Source organism: Nocardiopsis sp. iso_40, assembly GCF_056173285.1.
Genome location: NZ_CM149666.1, coordinates 4181769 through 4199055 on the forward strand (window position 1 = coordinate 4181769; position 17287 = coordinate 4199055).

At 71.6% G+C, this 17287-nt stretch carries 15 protein-coding genes; 1 reads left to right on the forward strand and 14 read right to left on the reverse strand.

What is annotated here, in order from left to right; all coding sequences use genetic code 11:
• Positions 1 to 3 precede the first annotated feature (3 nt).
• The 9 genes from AC0VYD_RS18235 to AC0VYD_RS18275 all read right to left on the reverse strand — a co-directional run bounded on the left by AC0VYD_RS18235 (position 4) and on the right by AC0VYD_RS18275 (position 10624).
• A complete protein-coding gene (locus AC0VYD_RS18235) occupies positions 4 to 1185 on the reverse strand; it encodes a glycosyltransferase family 4 protein (RefSeq protein WP_475476704.1) in 1182 nt (393 codons plus the stop codon).
• A 110-nt stretch (positions 1186 to 1295) separates the two neighbouring features.
• Positions 1296 to 2240 carry a phosphatidylinositol mannoside acyltransferase gene (locus AC0VYD_RS18240; protein ID WP_475476705.1) on the reverse strand — a complete coding sequence of 315 codons (945 nt, stop codon included), beginning with the start codon at positions 2238 to 2240 and terminating at the stop codon, positions 1296 to 1298.
• A gap of 59 nt (positions 2241 to 2299) precedes the next feature.
• On the reverse strand, positions 2300 to 2923 hold the full coding sequence (gene pgsA / locus AC0VYD_RS18245) for a phosphatidylinositol phosphate synthase (protein ID WP_473040894.1): 624 nt from the start codon (positions 2921 to 2923) through the stop codon (positions 2300 to 2302).
• A 116-nt stretch (positions 2924 to 3039) separates the two neighbouring features.
• Complete coding sequence (locus AC0VYD_RS18250; protein ID WP_475476706.1) at positions 3040 to 3612, reverse strand: HIT family protein; 573 nt, start codon at positions 3610 to 3612, stop codon at positions 3040 to 3042.
• A 141-nt stretch (positions 3613 to 3753) separates the two neighbouring features.
• Positions 3754 to 5493 (reverse strand): DUF885 domain-containing protein, encoded by a 1740-nt coding sequence (locus AC0VYD_RS18255; RefSeq protein ID WP_475476707.1) that lies wholly within the window; start codon positions 5491 to 5493, stop codon positions 3754 to 3756.
• A gap of 108 nt (positions 5494 to 5601) precedes the next feature.
• Positions 5602 to 6198, reverse strand: coding sequence for a GTP-binding protein (locus tag AC0VYD_RS18260; protein WP_191272466.1), 597 nt, complete (start codon positions 6196 to 6198; stop codon positions 5602 to 5604).
• Positions 6199 to 6232: 34 nt separating this feature from the next.
• On the reverse strand, positions 6233 to 6649 hold the full coding sequence (locus AC0VYD_RS18265) for a DUF742 domain-containing protein (protein ID WP_225942487.1): 417 nt from the start codon (positions 6647 to 6649) through the stop codon (positions 6233 to 6235).
• Between the two features lie 98 nt (positions 6650 to 6747).
• Positions 6748 to 7149 (reverse strand): roadblock/LC7 domain-containing protein, encoded by a 402-nt coding sequence (locus tag AC0VYD_RS18270; RefSeq protein ID WP_014909276.1) that lies wholly within the window; start codon positions 7147 to 7149, stop codon positions 6748 to 6750.
• Between the two features lie 232 nt (positions 7150 to 7381).
• Complete coding sequence (locus tag AC0VYD_RS18275; protein WP_475476708.1) at positions 7382 to 10624, reverse strand: sensor histidine kinase; 3243 nt, start codon at positions 10622 to 10624, stop codon at positions 7382 to 7384.
• A 577-nt stretch (positions 10625 to 11201) separates the two neighbouring features.
• Between AC0VYD_RS18275 and AC0VYD_RS18280 the strand changes: the two genes are divergently transcribed.
• Positions 11202 to 12563: a D-alanyl-D-alanine carboxypeptidase family protein gene (locus AC0VYD_RS18280; protein ID WP_475476709.1), complete on the forward strand. Its 1362-nt coding sequence runs from the start codon at positions 11202 to 11204 to the stop codon at positions 12561 to 12563.
• A gap of 35 nt (positions 12564 to 12598) precedes the next feature.
• Here the strand turns inward: AC0VYD_RS18280 and AC0VYD_RS18285 are convergent, their stop codons facing one another.
• From AC0VYD_RS18285 to AC0VYD_RS18305, 5 genes are all read right to left on the reverse strand, one after another.
• On the reverse strand, positions 12599 to 13264 hold the full coding sequence (locus AC0VYD_RS18285; protein WP_475476710.1) for a hypothetical protein: 666 nt from the start codon (positions 13262 to 13264) through the stop codon (positions 12599 to 12601).
• Positions 13265 to 13316: 52 nt separating this feature from the next.
• Complete coding sequence (locus tag AC0VYD_RS18290) at positions 13317 to 13541, reverse strand: hypothetical protein (RefSeq protein WP_192733318.1); 225 nt, start codon at positions 13539 to 13541, stop codon at positions 13317 to 13319.
• 121 nt (positions 13542 to 13662) lie between these two features.
• Complete coding sequence (locus AC0VYD_RS18295; protein WP_475476711.1) at positions 13663 to 14694, reverse strand: LacI family DNA-binding transcriptional regulator; 1032 nt, start codon at positions 14692 to 14694, stop codon at positions 13663 to 13665.
• A gap of 128 nt (positions 14695 to 14822) precedes the next feature.
• Positions 14823 to 16220 (reverse strand): GH1 family beta-glucosidase, encoded by a 1398-nt coding sequence (locus AC0VYD_RS18300; protein ID WP_475476712.1) that lies wholly within the window; start codon positions 16218 to 16220, stop codon positions 14823 to 14825.
• Between the two features lie 179 nt (positions 16221 to 16399).
• A complete protein-coding gene (locus AC0VYD_RS18305) occupies positions 16400 to 17260 on the reverse strand; it encodes a MetQ/NlpA family ABC transporter substrate-binding protein (protein ID WP_475476713.1) in 861 nt (286 codons plus the stop codon).
• Positions 17261 to 17287 lie beyond the last annotated feature (27 nt).

The window sequence follows — 17287 nt, forward strand, 5'->3', positions numbered from 1 at the left end:
CGATCAGGGCCGTTCACCCCGCCGCAGCAGGGCGGCGGCCCTGCTTGTGCTGTCCACCCGCACACCGCCGGGGCGCTCCCCGTCACGGCCGTCCCCCATCAGGACGGTCTCGTAGACGTGGGCGATGTCGGCGGCGACGGTCTCCCAGTCGTAGGCGCGCACCGCCTCGCGGGCCGCCTCGGACAGGTCGGCTCGGCGTCCGGGGGAGTCCAGCAGGGCCCCGGCGCGCTCTGCCAGGTGGTCGGGATCGCCCACACGGAACAGATCCCCGGCCCCTCCGCCCGCGAGGACGGCGGCGAAGGCGGGGATGTCGCTGGCGACGATGGCGGCGCCCGCGGCCATCGCCTCGGTCAGGACGATACCGAAGCTCTCCCCGCCCAGGTTGGGTGCGCAGAAGACGTCCGCGGAGTGGTAGGCGCGGGCCTTGTCGGCGTCGTCGATCCGGCCGAGGAGGACCACGCGTTCGCGCAGGCCCTCGGGGACCCCGGACAGGTCGGGTTCGCCCGGACCGGCGACGAGCAGGCGCAGCCCGGGCCGGTGCGGGGCCATCCGGGTGAAGGCCGCCAGCAGGGTGGACAACCCCTTGCGGGGTTCGTCCAGACGTCCCAGGAAACCGATCGAGCCTCCCCTGCCCGGCCATCCCGGCAGCGGTTCGGCCTGCTCGAAGCGTCGGACGGACACACCGTTGGGGATGAGCACGGCGTCGCCGCCCACGTGTTCGACCAGGGTGCGCCGGGCCGACTCGGAGACCGCCACACGCGCGTTGATCTTCTCCAGGGCCGACCGCAGCGCGGTGGAGGTCGCGGACATGGCGCGTGAGCGCGGGTTCGAGGTGTGGAAGGTCGCCACGAGGGGCCCGTCCGCCGCCCAGCACGCCAGGAGGGAGACGCTGGGCGCGGCGGGTTCGTGGATGTGCAGGACGTCGAAGTCACCCTCGGCGATCCATCTGCGGACCCGGGCCGCCGTGCGCGGGCCGAAACTGAGCCTGGCCACGGAACCGTTGTAGGGCACCGGGACGGGACGGCCCGCCGGAACGAGGTAGTCGGGGAGCCGGTGTCCGGGGTCGCCGACCGGGGCCAGCACCGAGACCTCGTGCCCCATCCGGATCAGCGTCTCGGCGAGGTCCCCGACGTGCTGTTGGACCCCGCCCGGTACCTCCCAGGCGTAGGGGCACACAATGCCCACCCGTCGCCCTTGGCCCTCAACGGACGCCTCCGGCGCGGACCCCACCTCTCGTCGCCCTTGGCCCTCAACGGACGCCTCCGGCGCGGACCCTCCCGGTCTTCGTGTCGCCGTCACCGTTCCCGGGCCTCCCACGCCGCGGCCTCGGCCTCGCGGTGGCGGGTCCGGTCGGCCTCGTGATCGGCGCTGAAGACCGCCTGGAGCATGTGCCAGTCCTCCGGGTGTTCGGCGATGGCGCCCTCGAACACCCGGGCGAGCTCCTGGGTGGTGTCCTGGATCCGCGTGGAGCGGCTGGCACCGGCGGCGACGGGGATCTCGTCGTGAACGCGGATGTTCCAGTACGGGCCGTCGTACCAGAGGGAGACCGGCATCAGGGCGGCCCCGGTGTTCAGGGCCAGGGCCGCGGGGCCGGAGGGCATCCGCGCCTTCTCCCCGAAGAAGTCCACTTCGAGGCCGGTGCCGCTGATGTCGCGGTCGGCGAGCAGGCAGACCAGCCCGCCCTCGCGCAGACGCCGGGCCAGGGTCCCGACGGTGTTGGCGCTACCGCCGGTCAGCGGCAGTACCTCCATGCCCAGGGACTCCCGGTAGGAGGTGAACCGCTGGAAGAGGCTTTCGGGGCTCAGGCGCTGGGCGACGGTGGTCAGCGGGGTGCCGCGGGCCGCGATCCACGCCCCGGCGTGGTCCCAGTTCCCCATGTGCGGCAGGGCTGCCACGACCCCGCGCCCGGAGCGGATGTGCTCCTCCAGGACCTCGATGCCGCTCTGGCGGGTGTCGGCGAGGACGTGTTCGCGGTCCATCGCGGGCAGACGGAACATCTCGTAGTAGTAGCGCATGTAGGAACGCATCCCGGCCCTGGACAGGGCACGCAGCTGGGCGTCGCCCGCGTGCGGGCCGAGCAGCCTGCGCAGGTTGCGCTCCAGCCCCCGGGTGGCGCCGTCGTGGGCCCGCCAGGACCGGTCCGCCAGCCGCCGGAACACCGCCCGGCCCGCCCTCTCGGGTGAGCGGCGGACCAGTGTCCACCCGGCCGAGTAGGCCAGGTCGGCCATGCGTTCGTCCACTTCGTGTCCCTGTCCTCGTACTCGGTGGTGCTGTCGTTCCGGTGTCGGCGGCGGTGGCCTCAGGCCCCGTTGCTGGTCCGCCTGTCCTCGTCCCCGGTGTGGTCGGGGCCGTTGAGGCGGGCCCGCGTCTCCACGAGGCGCTGGAGGACGGTGAGCAGGCTCATCCCCGCCAGGAGCCAGAGGCCGCCGGCGAGGATGTAGGGCACTCCGAACTCACTCAGCCCGACCGCCACCAGCACGATGATCAGGCGTTCGGTGCGTTCGGCCACGCCGACGTCGCAGTTGACGCCCAGACCCTCCGCGCGTGCCTTGATGTAGGAGACCATGAAGCCGCTGATCAGGCAGAACAGGGTGAGTCCGGCGAGCAGGGGATCGTTGCCCCCGCCCATGAACCACCACATGAGTCCGGCGAGGATCGCGGCGTCGGCGACCCGGTCGAGGCTGGAGTCGAGGAAGGCGCCGAAGGCGCTGGCGCTGTCGTTGGCCCGGGCGACCGCACCGTCGAGCATGTCGAAGAGGGCGAAGACGGTGATGACCACCGAGCCCGCGTAGAGCTGACCGCGCGGGTAGAAGTAGAGGGCGCTGACGACGACGCCGGCGGCACCGATGAGGGTGACGATGTTCGGTGTCAGGCCGAGGCGGGCCAGGCTCCGGCCGAGCGGAGAGGTGACCCGGGAGATCAAGGGGCGAAGGATTCTCAGCATGTCTTCTTGTGATCGTAGGGCGGGGACGGTCGTGGGGGTGGGAGCCGCACCCTCTGGGGGTGGCGTCGGCCCCGGGGCGTGGGTCGGGGGCCGCGTCACTCCCCGGGCCAGTGTTCGACCAGCTTGGCCCGGGTCTGCTCCAACATCTCGGGCAGGACCTTGGTCTGGCCGATCACGGGCATGAAGTTGGCGTCGCCGCCCCACCGGGGCACGACGTGCTGGTGGAGGTGGGCGGCGATCCCGGCACCGGCAACGGTACCGAGGTTCATACCGACGTTGAAGCCCTGCGGGCGGTACGCCTCGGTGAGCGCGTGGATTCCCGCCTGGGTGAGTGCTGCGACCTCCGAGGTTTCGTCCTCGTCCAGGGAGGTGTACTCCCAGACGTGCCGGTAGGGGCACACCAGCAGGTGGCCGCTGTTGTAGGGGTAGAGGTTGAGGACCGCGTAGGCCGACTTGCCGCGGGCGACCACGAGCCCTTCCGGGTCCGTCAGGCCCGGTGCCCGGCAGAAGGGGCAGTCCTCCCCGGCCCCGGGGCCGGTGGGCCTGCCCTCCCCCTTGATGTAGGCCATGCGGTGCGGGGTCCAGAGCCGCTCGTAACCGTCGGGTTCCCCGGTTCCCGGCCCGGAAGGGTTCGTGCCTCTCCCGGGCCCGCTGTCGGCACCGCTCATGGGCTCGTCCGTTTCGTCGCATGACTGTTTCGTGCTGCGGGTCCCAGCATAGAAGCGCCGGGTGGGGAAAACACCGGAGGACGGTCGGCCGGGGTGGCGGAGGGCCCGGACGCTCCCCCGCCCCGGCCCGGGGCGGACGGGTCAGAGCCCGAGCAGGGTCCGCAGGTGGCGCGGGGAGGGGCTGCCGTGGGCGAGCACGGCGTCGTGGATCCGTCCCAGCGGCTCGCCGGGCCGTTCCCGGCCCAGGTCACGGACGATGTCGGAGACCTCGGCGTAACCGACGTAGTAGGAGGACAGCTGGGCGCTGGTGAGCAGTGCTCGCCGCCACTTGCCCGCCGCCTCGCCCGCCTCCTGGTGGCCGCGCTCGGTCAGCAGGGAGACCGCCTCGGCCTCGGTGAGGTCCCCGGCGTGCACGCGCACGTCCAGGATGGCGTTGAGGATGGCGCGCAGCCGCATCTTGAGCTGGGCAAGGCGCAGCGCCAGGTTGGCGCGGCGGGCCGCGGGTCCGGTGTCCCCGGTCCACCCGTGCCCGGCGAGGACCTCCTCCGCGTGGACCGCCCAGCCCTCGGCGAAGGTGCCGCTGCCGAGCACCGACCGCACCCGGGTGTGTCCCCGGCGGCGGGCGGCGTGGGCGAGCTGGAGGGCGTGCCCGGGCATCGCCTCGTGGGCCATCAGGTTGCGCAGCATGCCCGCGTTGTACTCGCGCAGGAAGGAGGCCTGGCGTTCGGCGGGCCAGTCCTCGGGTGGCGGGGCCACCGCAACAAAGGTGGGCTGACGCCGGAGGCGTTCGTTCGAGGATGGCGGCGGGAGACGGGCGGGACGGTCGGGCGCGTTCGGGTCGAGCGGTCCGGGGGCGTCGCAGTAGGCGACCGCCACGCCGCGGCGGGACTCGGGCATCGGAATGACGCGCACCGGATCGTCGTACACCGTGGCCAGGTCCAGCTCCCGGACCCGGGATCGGAGGTGTTCCAGGGAGTCGGTACACGCCGGGGCGACCCCGTCGGCGCCGAGGGCGTACTCGTCGGCCAGGCCGGACAGCACCTCGGCGACCTGTCCGGTGCGGCGGGGTTCTCCCGCGTACTCGGCGGCCGTCTCCGCGATCGCCTCCTCCGTGGCCAGGAGGTCGCTCTCGGCGCGTACCAGCAGGGCTTCCGGTGAGAGTTCGGAGTCGAGGGTGTACCAGAGCTGGGCGGCGAACCGGCGGGCGCCCAGGCGGGGGTCGGCGGTGGCGAACTCGGCCTCGATCCGCAGCCAGGAGGCGTACTCGTCCAGAGCGGACAGGGCGGCCTCGCGTGCGGGTTCGAGCCCGGAGCTGGCCCCGGGGTGCCGGGCGGCCAGCGCGGGCAGGTCGTCGGTGAGCATCGCGCGGGCGCCCCTGAGCTGCCCCAGGGCGGTCTCCACGTGCACGCGGGGCATCCCGGGGCCCTCAGACAGGCGGGTGCGCGCCGTGTCCAGGTAGGCGGGCAGGGCCGCGCAGCGCGCGGCCAGCGCCTCCAGGCGTTCGGGAACGGGGAGGGTGTCACGCTCAAGGAGCGCGTGCACGGCCTCGCCCGGCGAGTGGTGGAGCGGATCCCAGGTGTGCGGGCGCAGTTCGGTGGTGTGCCACAGGTCCGCGCTGACCCTGGTCCGGAGCATCTCCAGGTCCACCAGGTCGTCCGCGGGGATGAGGTCGGTGTCGATCTCGTCCAGGGAACCGAGCGCGTCGGTGAGGACCGCGACGCGGCGGGCGTCGGCCTCCACCGAGTGGTCGGTCAGCCGGTGGGCGCCCCGGGGGTCCCCCAGGTCCAGCGCCCGTTCCGGGGACTGGGCCAGGAGCGCGTCGAGCACCCGCTCGGCCACCTCGCGGAACCGTCGGGTCATCTCGTGGGAGGAAGAGCTCATCCCGCCATGATGCCAGCCCCCGCACCATGCCAGCACGGACGCCCGGTTCCCGCTTGGCGGGAACCGGGCCGTGCTCTGTGCGGGACCCCGGCCCGGATCAGGTCCTGGTCAGCGCCAGGAGTTCTGACCTCCGGTTGAGGTGGGCTGCTGCCCGGCCGCGCCCTCGGGGTCCCCCACCGTGATCGCGTGTTCGACGAGGGTGATGAGCGTCGACTTGGTGGAGGCCTTGTCACGGGCGTCCACCTGGACGATGGGGATCTCCGGGCTGAGCGTGAGCGCATCCCGGACCTCGTCGGCGGCGTGGGGGTAGTAGCCGTCGAACCCGTTGATCGCGACGATGAAGGGGAGACGCGCCTCCTCGAAGTAGTCGATCGCTGGGAAGCAGTCGGCCAGACGGCGTGTGTCCACCAGCACGACGGCACCGATGGCACCCTTGACCAGGTCGTCCCACATGAACCAGAACCGGTGCTGTCCGGGGGTGCCGAACAGGTACAGGATCAGGTCGGAGTCGAGGGAGACACGGCCGAAGTCCATCGCGACGGTGGTGGTCTGCTTGTCCGGCGTCTTGGCGAGGTCGTCCACCCCGACGCTGGCGCTGGTCATGACCGCCTCGGTCGTCAGCGGCACGATCTCGGAGACGGAGCCAACGAATGTCGTCTTCCCGACACCGAAGCCCCCGGCGACGACGATCTTGACCGACGTCATCGCGTTCCCCCCAGCACCGCCTTCCTCGGCTGGGCTAGAGCTTGCGAAGTCCACTGAGCACCCTTTCAAGCAGGTTGGTGTTGGGGCGAGCATCGTTGTTGAGCGAAGACCTGATCTGGACCAGTCCCTGCTCGGACATGTCCGCCACAAGCACCCGCGCCACGCCGAGCGGCATCCGCAACAGCGCGGAGATCTCCGCCACGGATCGCCATTCCCGGCACAGGTCGCTGATCGCCTGCCATTCAGGTGTCAGCGTCCCTGACTCGTTCCGAGCCGCCGCCGTCGCCGAGATCAGCGCTTCCAGGGGAAGCTGGGACTTCGGCTTGGTGCGGCCCTTGGTGACCGCGTAGGGACGCACCAGCGAACTGGGTGCGCTGCCCGGCGCGGGTCGTTGGTCATACGGTTGTTGGATTGGTCGAGGAACATCTCCGCCGCCCGGCACCGCCGGCATCCCTCCCGTGGGGGGGTTGCCCGGCTGTTGACCGAACCACGAGGCGCTCCCGGCATCTCTACTGTGAGGTGCCACCACTTCCTCCTGTCGGTGGTGGATCAGTGGATTCCCGAGGTGCGCGCCGTTGGTGTCAGCGCCCGCCCCGCCCGCTCGACGAGCAGGGTCATCTCGTACGCGACCAGACCCAGGTCGCTTTCGGCCGCCGCAAGGACCGCGAGGCAGGAGCCGTCACTGATGGCCATGATGAGCATCAGCCCCCGCTCCATCTCCACGACGGTCTGGGCGACCGCTCCACCCTCGAACACCCGGGCCGCGCCCTGCGTCAGGCTGGACAGACCAGAGGCGATTGCGGCCAACTGGTCGGCCCGGTCGGCCGGGAATCCCGCGGACGAAGCCAACGGAAGGCCGTCAGAGGAGACGACGATCGCATGGGCCACGTCAGGGACCCGGTCCGCAAAGTCAGTGATCAACCAGTTGAGTTCATTCACCTGTCGACTCATCTGATCTCCTGTCCAAGTTCGCCGGTCGATCTTTTGGCACTGCTACCGCCGGCACGGCATGTGACAGCACTGCCTCTGCGAACTGCCCGGCCCCTCCCGCGGGGGTGGCCGGGAGTCTGGTGTTCCGCTCTCGTCAAGCGATGGGTGTGGTGCGTCCGAGAAGCTCGGTAGATGCTATTGCATCCAGCTTCCGCGAATAAGGGGGACCCCGTCCCACCACTGGCCACTTGGCTCACTCCTCCGTCGAACTGTCGCCAAGCCGGTTCCGACCGTCACGGACACCCTTCTGGAAGCCCGAGAAACGGTTCCGGACACGGTCCGCGCTACGGGTGGGCATCTGCTTGAAGTTCTCCGGCTTGGGTGCGGTCCCTGGGACAAGGTTTGCCTTGGGAACCCGTTTTGGCAAGCCCGAGGTCGTCAGACCGCCCGCGAGCGGTTCGGCCGCGGTCCGCGCGGCCTGCCAGCCGCGGTCCGCCGCGGAGTCCCACTCCTGCTCCGACCGCGGGTTCGGGTCGGGCTGCTGAACGGGCTCCCTGCGGGGGCTCTGCGCCCCCTGGGAGGACACCTGCTGGATCGGACCGGTCTCGGTCGTGTCCACGGTGGGACCGCCGGAGCGGCGCTTGAACCAGTTGGACTCGATCGCGTCGAAGATCGGCAGCGAGTCGGCGCCCTCGCCCGCCGGGGTCGGCGGGACGACGGTGTTGTTCGGGCCCTGCGCCCCGCCGTAGCGGCGCGAGAGGTAGGCCGTGGAGCCGTACCCCTCCCGGGAGTCGTTGCCCCCGGACCGCCAGTTCCCCGTTTCGTTGGGGTTGGGCTGCTCGGGCTGCTGGACTCCGGTGTCCCAGGAGACGGCCGGGAAGGTTTCGGTGCTGTCGTCTCCGCGGGCCGGGGCCGACTGGCTCTCCTGGGCGCCGGTGCCTGCGGAGCCGCTGTCGAAGGATCCGGTCCGCGGGGCACTGGTGCCGGCACCGGTACCGAACGCGTCGTAGGAGTCCCTCTCCTGGCGTTCGGCCTCGGTGGGCCGACGGAAGGCCCCGGTGTCCGGCGCGGGCCGGTTGAACGCCCCCGTGTCGGCGGGGCGGTTGAACGCCCCCGTGTCGGCGGGGCGGCGGAACGCACCGGTGTCCGGGGCGTTGAACGAACCGGTGTCGGAGGTCTTCCGGGGCGCCGGGTCGAACAGGCTGCGGCCGGTGCTCTGCTCCGGCTCGTCCTCCTCCGGCACGTCGTAGGGGTCCACGACCGGGCCGGGGCCGTTGGCGGCGGCGCCGTTGTTCGGCGAGAGCCCCTCGGCGCGGTTGGGCGGGTCCCAGACCGAACCGGTGCTGGTGGTGTTCCACAGGTCCTGGCCGCTGGGCGGGTGCTCCTCCGAACGACCGCCCCCCGGCGTGCGCTTGGGCAGGCCACCCATGTCGCTGGCGGCGGTGCCGCTCTCCTGGGTCTGCCAGGGGTCGTTCGGCTCGTCGGCCGCAGGGCTGGCGGCGAAGGCCGCCTCCGCCTCGGCGAAGGTGTCCGGGGCCCCGGCGGCGAGCTCGGGCCGGCTCTCCACCCCGCCCAGGGCGTGCTGGCCCTCGACCGGGGTGATGAGCAGGTCCGGCGGGAAGACGACGCTGGCGGTGGTACCGCCCCCGTGCGCCTCCTTCAGGCTCATCCGGATGCCGTGGCGGTGCGCCAGGCGCGAGACCACGAACAGGCCCATGCGGCGCGAGACCGCGACGTCGATGACCGGCGGAGCGGCCAGACGGGCGTTGACCGCCGCCAGGTCCTCCGGGGCCATGCCGATGCCGCTGTCGGTCACGTCGACCTGGACGGCGCCGCTGTCCAGGATCTTGGCGCCGACCTGGACCTCGGTGTCGTGCGGGGAGAACGAGGTGGCGTTCTCCACCAGCTCGGCGACGAGGTGGATGACGTCGTTGACCGGGCGTCCGAGCACCGAGATGTGGGAGGGGGCGCGCACGTTGACGCGCTCGTACTGCTCGACCTCGGAGACGGCGCCGCGGAGGACGTCGACCAGCGGGACGGGCTGGGCCCACTTGCGGGTGTTGTCCTGGCCGGACAGCACCAGCAGGTTCTCGTTGTTGCGGCGCATACGCGTGGCGAGGTGGTCCAGCTGGAAGAGGTCGGAGAGGCGGTCCGCGTCCTGCTCGGACTGCTCCAGACCGTCGATCAGACGAAGCTGCCGTTCCACCAGGGTCTGGCTTCGGCGGGAGAGGTTGACGAACATCGCGTTGACGTTGCTGCGCAGCGCGGCCTCGTCGGAGGCCAGGGTCAGGGCGACCCGGTGGACGTCGTCGAAGGCTCGTGCCACCTCGCCGATCTCGTCCTGGGTGTGCACCTCGATGGGGCTGACCCGGACGGACTCGGGGACGGTTCCGGCCTCCTGCATCCGGTTGATCGCCTCGGGGAGGTCGCGTTCGGCGACGCGGCGCGCACCGTCCTCCAGGGTGCGCAGCGGGCGCACCAGGGAGCGGACCACGAGGGAGGTGAGGACGAAGACGGCCAGCAGCAGGGCCGCGACGATGACGAGGTCGATCACGGTACGGGTCAGGGACTCGGCGCGCAGCTCGTTGGCGTCGTCGGCGATGCCCTCGGCCAGGGTCGACTCGACCGTCTGGAGGCGGTCGAGGGCGACGTCGGCGATGGCCGCGTAGTCCTCTGGACCGTCGTTGGGCGTCACACCGGTCAGGTCGTCACCGCGGTCGGCGCGGTACATGACGCGCATACGCATGGTGGAGACCTGGCTGACCTCCAGGCCGGTGAAGTTCTCGTCGAAGACCGCCCGCTGCTCCGGGGAGGCCGCCTGGATGAAGTTCGAGATCTCGTTCTCGTAGCGGGCCCGGCTGGAGTCGATGGCCTCGGAGATACCGCCGGTCATCGTGTCGCGGGACAGCGAGTGCCCCATCAGCGCGGTCTCGTAGGAGAGCTGGTCACGAGCGTTCGACAGGGCGGTGAGAGCCCGGACGCCCTCCCGCAGCTGGGTGTCGTCGGTCTCGTCCGCGATCGTCTGGTTGAAGTCGGAGAGCGCTCGGGCGATCGTCCGGTACTTGGTGACCACGGGCAGGACCGTGATGCGGGTCTCGTCGACCTCGGTGCGCAGCGCCTCGAGTGTGGCGAGCTGGCTGCGCATCGCGGACAGACGGGTCTGCGCCAGGTCGCCGTCCATCTCGCCCATGTCGTCGAGACGGGCGGTCAGGGTGCTCTGCAGGTCGCGCGAGGCGTCCCGCTCGGTCTCCAGCTCCTGGCGGAGGTCGTCCGAGCGCTTGCCCGGGTCCGCGTCGTCGGAGATGTAGACCGCGCTGGCCGTGCGCTCACGGCCGAGTTGGTTGGCCAGGTCCACGATGAGGACGCCGACTTGGGCTCTGTCCTCGATATGGGCGTGGGTGACCGTGGAGACCGAAGCCTCGTAGACCCTCAGCCCGCCGAGCGCCAGCGCCACGGCGGTGGGGATGACGATGAGGGCCACCAGTCGGGAGCGCACCCGCCAGTTACGTGGCCGCCACCAATTGGCTCTGCGCCGGGGCGTGGCATCGGCGTTATCGGCCTGCGCTGCCTCGCTCTGCGCGCTGGCCCCGTTTTTCGTCGCTCGTGTCGACACGGACCCTCGCAACCTTTCGTGTCACCGCCTCGAACGGCTGTTGAACCCAGGGATCGGACCGCTCCGGACCGAAAATCGGTATAGACCACAGTGGTCCACCAGATACAGGAAGCGGTGGGAATGTGGGGAGATGTAAAGACTGTCCGCCGGACTCGCCTGGGAGGAGAGGCGCCGCGCACCGATCACTGTTGAGGTGCGCGTGCGGTGGATAGCGTACCAATGGGCGAGAAGGTCTCGCTTCGGGCGTTTGGCACCGATCGGCAAGATCATCTTGGTTGGCCCGTGCCCATAATGCCGCCCCCGTCCGCATTATGACCAATCCCCCAGGTCAGACAGGGGGACCGAAAACCGGGCAGACATCGAGGTAACTATTTGGACACACCGCCAGCTTCCCCCTCAAGGCCCACTCTCCGTGACATCGTGAAACGACGTACACGCAGGTCCTGAGGGGGAAGCGGAAATGCACACCTCACCGCGCCCACATCTGGCTACACAAAGCAATGACCCTGTCACCGAAGGGCTTCTGCCCAGTTCGCGGAAGTCCGGCAGGGTCTCCGGCATTTCGGTCAACTCCCTGCTCCCGCTGGGCGTCGCGCTGCTGTTCGTACTCACCTACGCCGCCCCCGGAACCGCCCGGGTCGCCTCCGGGGGCGGCCCCGGGGACGGGGAGGACGCCGCGGTCCTGGCGGAGCGGGGTCCGGAGGAGCCGCGCGTGGAACTGGCGTCGGCACGCGCGGAGGTGGCCTCGCTGCGCGAGCTCGCGGCGGAGCGGATCCGGGACTACGAGGAGGAGAAGGAACGCCTCGACGAGCTCACCGAGGTCCGGCAGGAGGCCGACTCTCGCGCGCGAAGCGCCGGGGAACGCCACGAGAACAGCCGGCTGCGCGCGGCCCGCCAGGCCGCGAGCGCCTACAAGGGCGCCGACCTGGGCATGGTGCACGCCTGGACCGGCCCCGAGGGTCCCGCGGAGGCCCTGGAGCGCGGCTCCTACCTCTTCCTGCTCGGCGAGCACCGATCGGCCGACCTCACCCGGGCGCAGGCCGCACGGGTCGCCACGGACACGCTCGCCGAGGCCGCCGGGACCGCGGAGCAGCAACAGGCCGAGGCCGCCGAATCCGCGGAGTCCGCCCGCGAGGCGGCGCTGGAGGCCATCGCCGAGCAGGAGGAGCGGGCCGAGGAGCTGCTGCGGCAGCAGACCCTGCTGGAGGAGGAACTGGCCGGCTCCCGGGACCGGGAGCTCGACGAGGAGCGCCTGGAGGAGACCCTCACCGACGCGCGCGCGGCCGCCCCGGCCGAGCGGGAACGGGCTGCGGAACCGGCCCCACCGGACACGGCACGGGCGGTACCGGACGTCGAGGGGCCCGGCGCCGGGGAGGCCCCGGCCGACGTGGACGAGGCGCGCACGGGCAGCGGTTGTACCCGGGGCGGCCTCGGCGGCCTACCGAACGGCCGGCTCCCCGATGCGGCGCTGTGCCCCCTGCCCCAGCCGGGCGAACGGCTGCGCGCCGACGCCGCGGCGGCCTTCATCGAACTCGACGGGGCCTTCCGGTCCGAGTTCGACCGGCCGATGTGTGTCACCGACTCCTACCGGCCCTACCACGAGCAGGTGCGGCTCTTCCAGGAGATGCTGCCCGGTATGGCGGCCCGGCCCGGGACCAGCGCGCACGGGCTCGGCGTCGCCGTGGACCTGTGCGGCGGTGTGCACGAGCTCGGCACGGCCGAGCACCGGTGGATGCTCGACAACGGCCCCGCGTACGGCTGGGACAACCCCGGCTGGGCCCGGGACGGCTTCGAGCCCTGGCACTGGGAGTTCACCCGCTGAACCCGGCGAACAGCCGGACGGGGCGGAACGACCGGTCAGACCTGGGATCCGACCCTGACCTCGAAGGTGCCCAGCTCCCCCGCGTCGACGAACAGCTCGTCGCCGGGTTGGAGCACCGGGGTGGTGACCGGCAGCAGGGCCCGGACCCTCCCGGGCCCCGCGAGCAGCCAACCGTGGCCGGAGTCGGCCAGGCCGCGCCCGTTCTCCTTCCCGTCCACCGAGGTGCTCAACTCGACCGTCCGTCCGGCCACCTCGTCGGCGGTGGTCAGGACGGGGCCCAGACTCAGCTGGACGGCCAGGCCGGTCTCGTCCAGCCACAGGCAGGCCGGGGTGTAGGCGCTCGCGGGCCCCTCTCCCCCGGCCAGCGCCGCCACCCCCACGCAGGCCGTCCGCGCCTCGGGCGGTACCGGGTCGTCGACGCCCCACACCAGTTCGGGATGGACCTGGAGCTCCCGCTCCCCCATCCGCACCGGGACCGGGGCCGAGGGCGTGACCGGGGCGCACGTGCGCGCCTCGGGTTCGACGATGATCTCGATCGCGCCCTCCACCGCCCGCTCGTACGCGGCGGTCAGGGCTCGGTGCCCGTCGGCCAACAGCTCGTCGAGGCCCGCCCCTTCGGGACTGCCCATCACGTCGCCGTCGTCCAGGGCGCCGGCACGCGCGCCGCCGCCGCTCGGCGACAGGTAGGTGACCCAGCGCAATGTTCCTACTCCCTCTTCGCAGATGCGGGCGCAGAAGGCGACCGGCGGCGCTCTAGGACGCGACGACGGGGCTGTGCTCCTTACCGGTCCCGGCACAGCCCCGGCAGGGCTCGTCGACCCGGAGCCAGACGATCACCCCGCTGCCGTCCCGGTGCGGCTGCTCCGGCCGCCACCACCCCGTTCCGGAACAGAACCGGCAGTCGACGCCGTCCCGGTCGCACCATCCGCACGCGGAGATCGCGCACCTGGTGTGTGTCGGTTCCCGCGTCGGATCCATGCGCCCCCACCGTCTCCCGCGAAATCGCGACCAGCCTGGCACAGGCGGCACACGTGCGTCCAGAGGCAGCCGTGGGGCAAACGTCCGGGTCAGTGGATGTGTCGGGGACCGGGTACCGGCCTCAGCCCGAGTCCCGCACCACCATGTGGGTCTGGAGCAGGACCATCTCGGACTCGGCCGTGCGGGGGATCGCCACGTCCACGAGCAGCCGCGCCATCTCCTGGCCCATCTGGACGGTGGGCTGGTGGACGGTGGTCAGCGGCGGGTCGGTGTGCCGACCCATCATGGTGTCGTCGAACCCGACCAGGGCGACGTCGTCGGGTACGGCCAGACCGCGCTCGCGCAGGAGGCGTACGGCGCCGACGGCCATCATGTCGGAGGCGACGAAGACCGCGTCGGGCTCGCCGCCACGGTCCAGCAGTCGGGCCATGGCCCGGGCGCCTCCCTCGACGCTGAAGTCGCCCTGGACGACGAGGCGTTCGTCGATCTCCCGCCCGGCGGCGGCCATGCTTTCGCGGTAGCCGCGGAGCCGCTCGACGCCGGCGTTCATGTCCTGGGGACCGGTGATGGTGGCGACCCTGCGGTGCCCGGTCTCCAGCAGGTGCGCGGTGGCCGCGCGGGCGCCGTTGACGTTGTCGATGTCGACGCAGAAGGGCGCGGGCTGGGCCTCGGAGTAGGGGCGGCCGCCGTGCACCACCGGCACGCCGGACTCGGCCAGCCGTGCCGTCAGGGGGTCGTCCCGGTGCAGGGACACCAGGAGGGCGCCGTCGACGTGCGAACCGCTGAGGTACTCGCCCACCCGCTTGTGCTCGGCCTCCCCCCGGGCGGTGGTCAGCATGAGTTGGAGGTCCCGCTCGTGCAGTACCGAACTGACCCCGCGGATGATGTCGGCGAAGAAGGGGTCCGCGAACAGGCGGTCCCTGGCCTCGGAGACGACCAGCGCGATGGTGTCGGTCCGTCGGGTGACCAGGGTGCGCGCCGCCTGGTTGGGGCTGTACCCCAGTTCCTCGATCGCGGTGTGCACGGCCTCTCGGGTCCGTGGACTGACCTGGGACGATCCGTTGATCACCCGGGAGACGGTACCGCGGCCGACCCCGGCCCGTTCCGCCACCATCTCCAGGGTCGGTCGCTGCCGACCGCCGCTCTTGGCCACTTCGAGGCTCCTTGGACGTTGTGCCGCCGGCTGACCGGACGGCGGATGGTTGTGCACACGGTCGCGCGGGGTTCACCGCGAACGCGTGTGGGGCGCCCCCGACGGGGCGCCCCACGAGCACTCGTGGTCTACCGCACTGGGAAGCGGCTGGTCCTCGCCAGTTCCGCGTACCAGTGCCCAGTGTCCTTGACGATGCGCTCCTGCGTCTCGTAGTTCACGTGCACGATCCCGAACCGGCGGGAGTAACCCCACGCCCACTCGAAATTATCCAGAAGCGACCAGGCGAAGTAACCACGCAGGGGCACACCGGCGTGGATGGCCTCCTTCGCGGCCCTCAGATGGCCCTCGTAGTAGGAGGTGCGGTCGGGGTCGTGGACGGCCCCGTCCTCGCTGACGGTGTCCTCGAAGGCGCAGCCGTTCTCGGTCACGTACAGGTCGATGCCGCCGCTCTCCCCCGCCAGGCGCTGGAGGACGTCGTACAGGCCGGTGGGGTCGATCTCCCAGCCCATGTGGGTGACGGGCAGCCCCTGGGAGACGTGCACCTCCTCGGGTCCGGCGCCCAACCAGGCCTCGCCCTCTCCGCTGACCAGGGCGGGGTCGATCCCCTTGGCGGAACCCGCGACGAACTCGGGCGAGTAGTAGTTGACGCCCAGGAAGTCGATCGGCGCGCCGATCGTGTCCAGGTCCCCCTCCTGGACGAAGGAGAAGTCGCTGATGTCGGCGAGGTCCTCCACCACGTCGGCGGGGTAGGCGCCCTTGAACAGGGGGTCGGTGAAGATGCGGTTGCGCACGCCGTCCGCGCGGCGGGCCGCGCGGGCGTCCGCGGCGTTGGCCCCGTGCGGCCGGATGACCGCCTGGTTGTGGGCCAGACCGACCTTGGCGGTGTGCCCGGTGGACCGGATCGCCTCGGTGGCCAGGCCGTGGCCGAGCAGCAGGTGGTGGGTGGCGGCCAGGGCAGCCGCGGCGTCCCTGCGGCCGGGGGCGTGGTGGCCGTTCTCGTAGCCGAGGAAGGCCGAGCACCAGGGCTCGTTGATGGTCATCCAGTGGGCGACCCGGTCGCCGAGGGCGTCGGCGACGACCCCGGCGTACTCGGCGAAGCGGTGGGCGGTGTCCCGGGCGGGCCAGCCGCCGGCGTCCTCCAGGGGTTGGGGCAGGTCCCAGTGGTAGAGGGTCGCCCAGGGTTGGACGCCCGCCTCCAGGAGGCTGTCGACCAGGCGGTCGTAGAAGTCCAGTCCGGCCTGGTTCACCGCGCCGGTGCCCTCGGGGATGATCCGGGGCCAGGCGACGGAGAAGCGGTAGGCGCCGAGGTTGAGCCGGCGCATCAGGGCGACGTCCTCGGCGTAGCGGTGGTAGTGGTCGTCGGCGGGGTCGCCGGTGTCCCCGTTGAGGACCTTGCCGGGGATATCGGCGAAGGTGTCCCAGATGCTGCGGCCCCGGCCGTCGGCGGTGGTGGCGCCCTCGATCTGGAAGGAGGCGGTTGCCGCCCCCCAGAGGAAGCCCTCGGGGAAATCGTTGGGGTTGCTCACTGCTTCGGTACGCACCTTCCATGACGAGCGGATATCGCTTTGGGAGCGCTCCCAGTACCGAATCAGACCCCCACCGCCAAGTCAACGGATCGAAGCCCGCCCGAAACCCAACCGTTACCGAGGGTGCCCTCCGCGGGCACGGTCCCGGGGGCGCCCCGGGACCGTGCGCGGCGGCGGAGCTACTCCCGCACCTCACCGACCGGGATCACGATGCCCTGCCAGCGCTCCTCCATGAAGTCGGTCACCTCGGGGCTGTGCAGCAGGTCGTTGAGCCGCACCAGGTCCTCGGACTCCACGTCCTCCGAGCGCACCACCAGGCCGTTGGCGTACGGGTTGTCCTCGGTCTCCTCCCACGCCAGCGCGTTCGCCGTCTCGGGGAGGTCGGCCTCCAGCGCGTAGTTGCCGTTCACCACCGCCGCGTCCACGTCCTGGAGGGAGCGCGGCAGCTGGGCCGCCTCCACCGGGGTGACCGTGACGTCGAGCGGGTTGTCCTCGATGTCGGAAACGGCGGCCTGTCCCTCGGCGCCCTCCGCCAGGGTGATCACGTCCTGCGCCTCCAGGAGCCGCAGGGCCCGGTCCATGTTCGAGGAGTCGTTGGGCACCGCGATGTCCGCGCCCTCGGGCAGGTCCTCCAGGTCCTCCACTCCCTCGGAGTACAGGCCGAACGCCTCCAGGTGCACGTCCGCCACGTAGGACAGGTCGGCACCCGGGTTGCCCTCGAGGTACTCCTCCAGGAACGGGACCGTCTGGTAGTAGTTGGCGTCCAGCTCGCCCTCGGCCAGCGCCGCGTTCGGCTGGTTGTAGTCGGTGTACTCGACCACCTCGACGGCCAGGCCGGCCTCGGCCGCCAGCTCGTCGTTGACGAACTCCAGAACCTCCGCGTGCGGCAGCGGGGTGGCGCCGACCCGCAGCGTCACCAGGCCGTCGTCGCCTCCGCCGTTCTCGGAGGCCCGCTCGCTGGGGCTGCCGCAACCCGCGAGCAGCACCGCCGCGGCGCCGGCCGCCGCGACCCCCCGCAGTACGTTCGCACTCCCTGTCATCGCTGTCTCCTTGCCGTTCGATCCGGA

Excerpts from the sequence above, each read along its gene's own strand:
- AC0VYD_RS18260 (WP_191272466.1), bottom strand. The coding sequence starts at position 6,198 with ATGACGTCGGTCAAGATCGTCGTCGCCGGGGGCTTCGGTGTCGGGAAG.
- AC0VYD_RS18270 (WP_014909276.1), bottom strand. The coding sequence starts at position 7,149 with ATGAGTCGACAGGTGAATGAACTCAACTGGTTGATCACTGACTTTGCG.
- AC0VYD_RS18265 (WP_225942487.1), bottom strand. The coding sequence starts at position 6,649 with ATGCCGGCGGTGCCGGGCGGCGGAGATGTTCCTCGACCAATCCAACAA.
- AC0VYD_RS18250 (WP_475476706.1), bottom strand. The coding sequence starts at position 3,612 with ATGAGCGGTGCCGACAGCGGGCCCGGGAGAGGCACGAACCCTTCCGGG.
- AC0VYD_RS18290 (WP_192733318.1), bottom strand. The coding sequence starts at position 13,541 with ATGGATCCGACGCGGGAACCGACACACACCAGGTGCGCGATCTCCGCG.
- AC0VYD_RS18255 (WP_475476707.1), bottom strand. The coding sequence starts at position 5,493 with ATGAGCTCTTCCTCCCACGAGATGACCCGACGGTTCCGCGAGGTGGCC.
- AC0VYD_RS18305 (WP_475476713.1), bottom strand. The coding sequence starts at position 17,260 with ATGACAGGGAGTGCGAACGTACTGCGGGGGGTCGCGGCGGCCGGCGCC.
- AC0VYD_RS18280 (WP_475476709.1), top strand. The coding sequence starts at position 11,202 with ATGCACACCTCACCGCGCCCACATCTGGCTACACAAAGCAATGACCCT.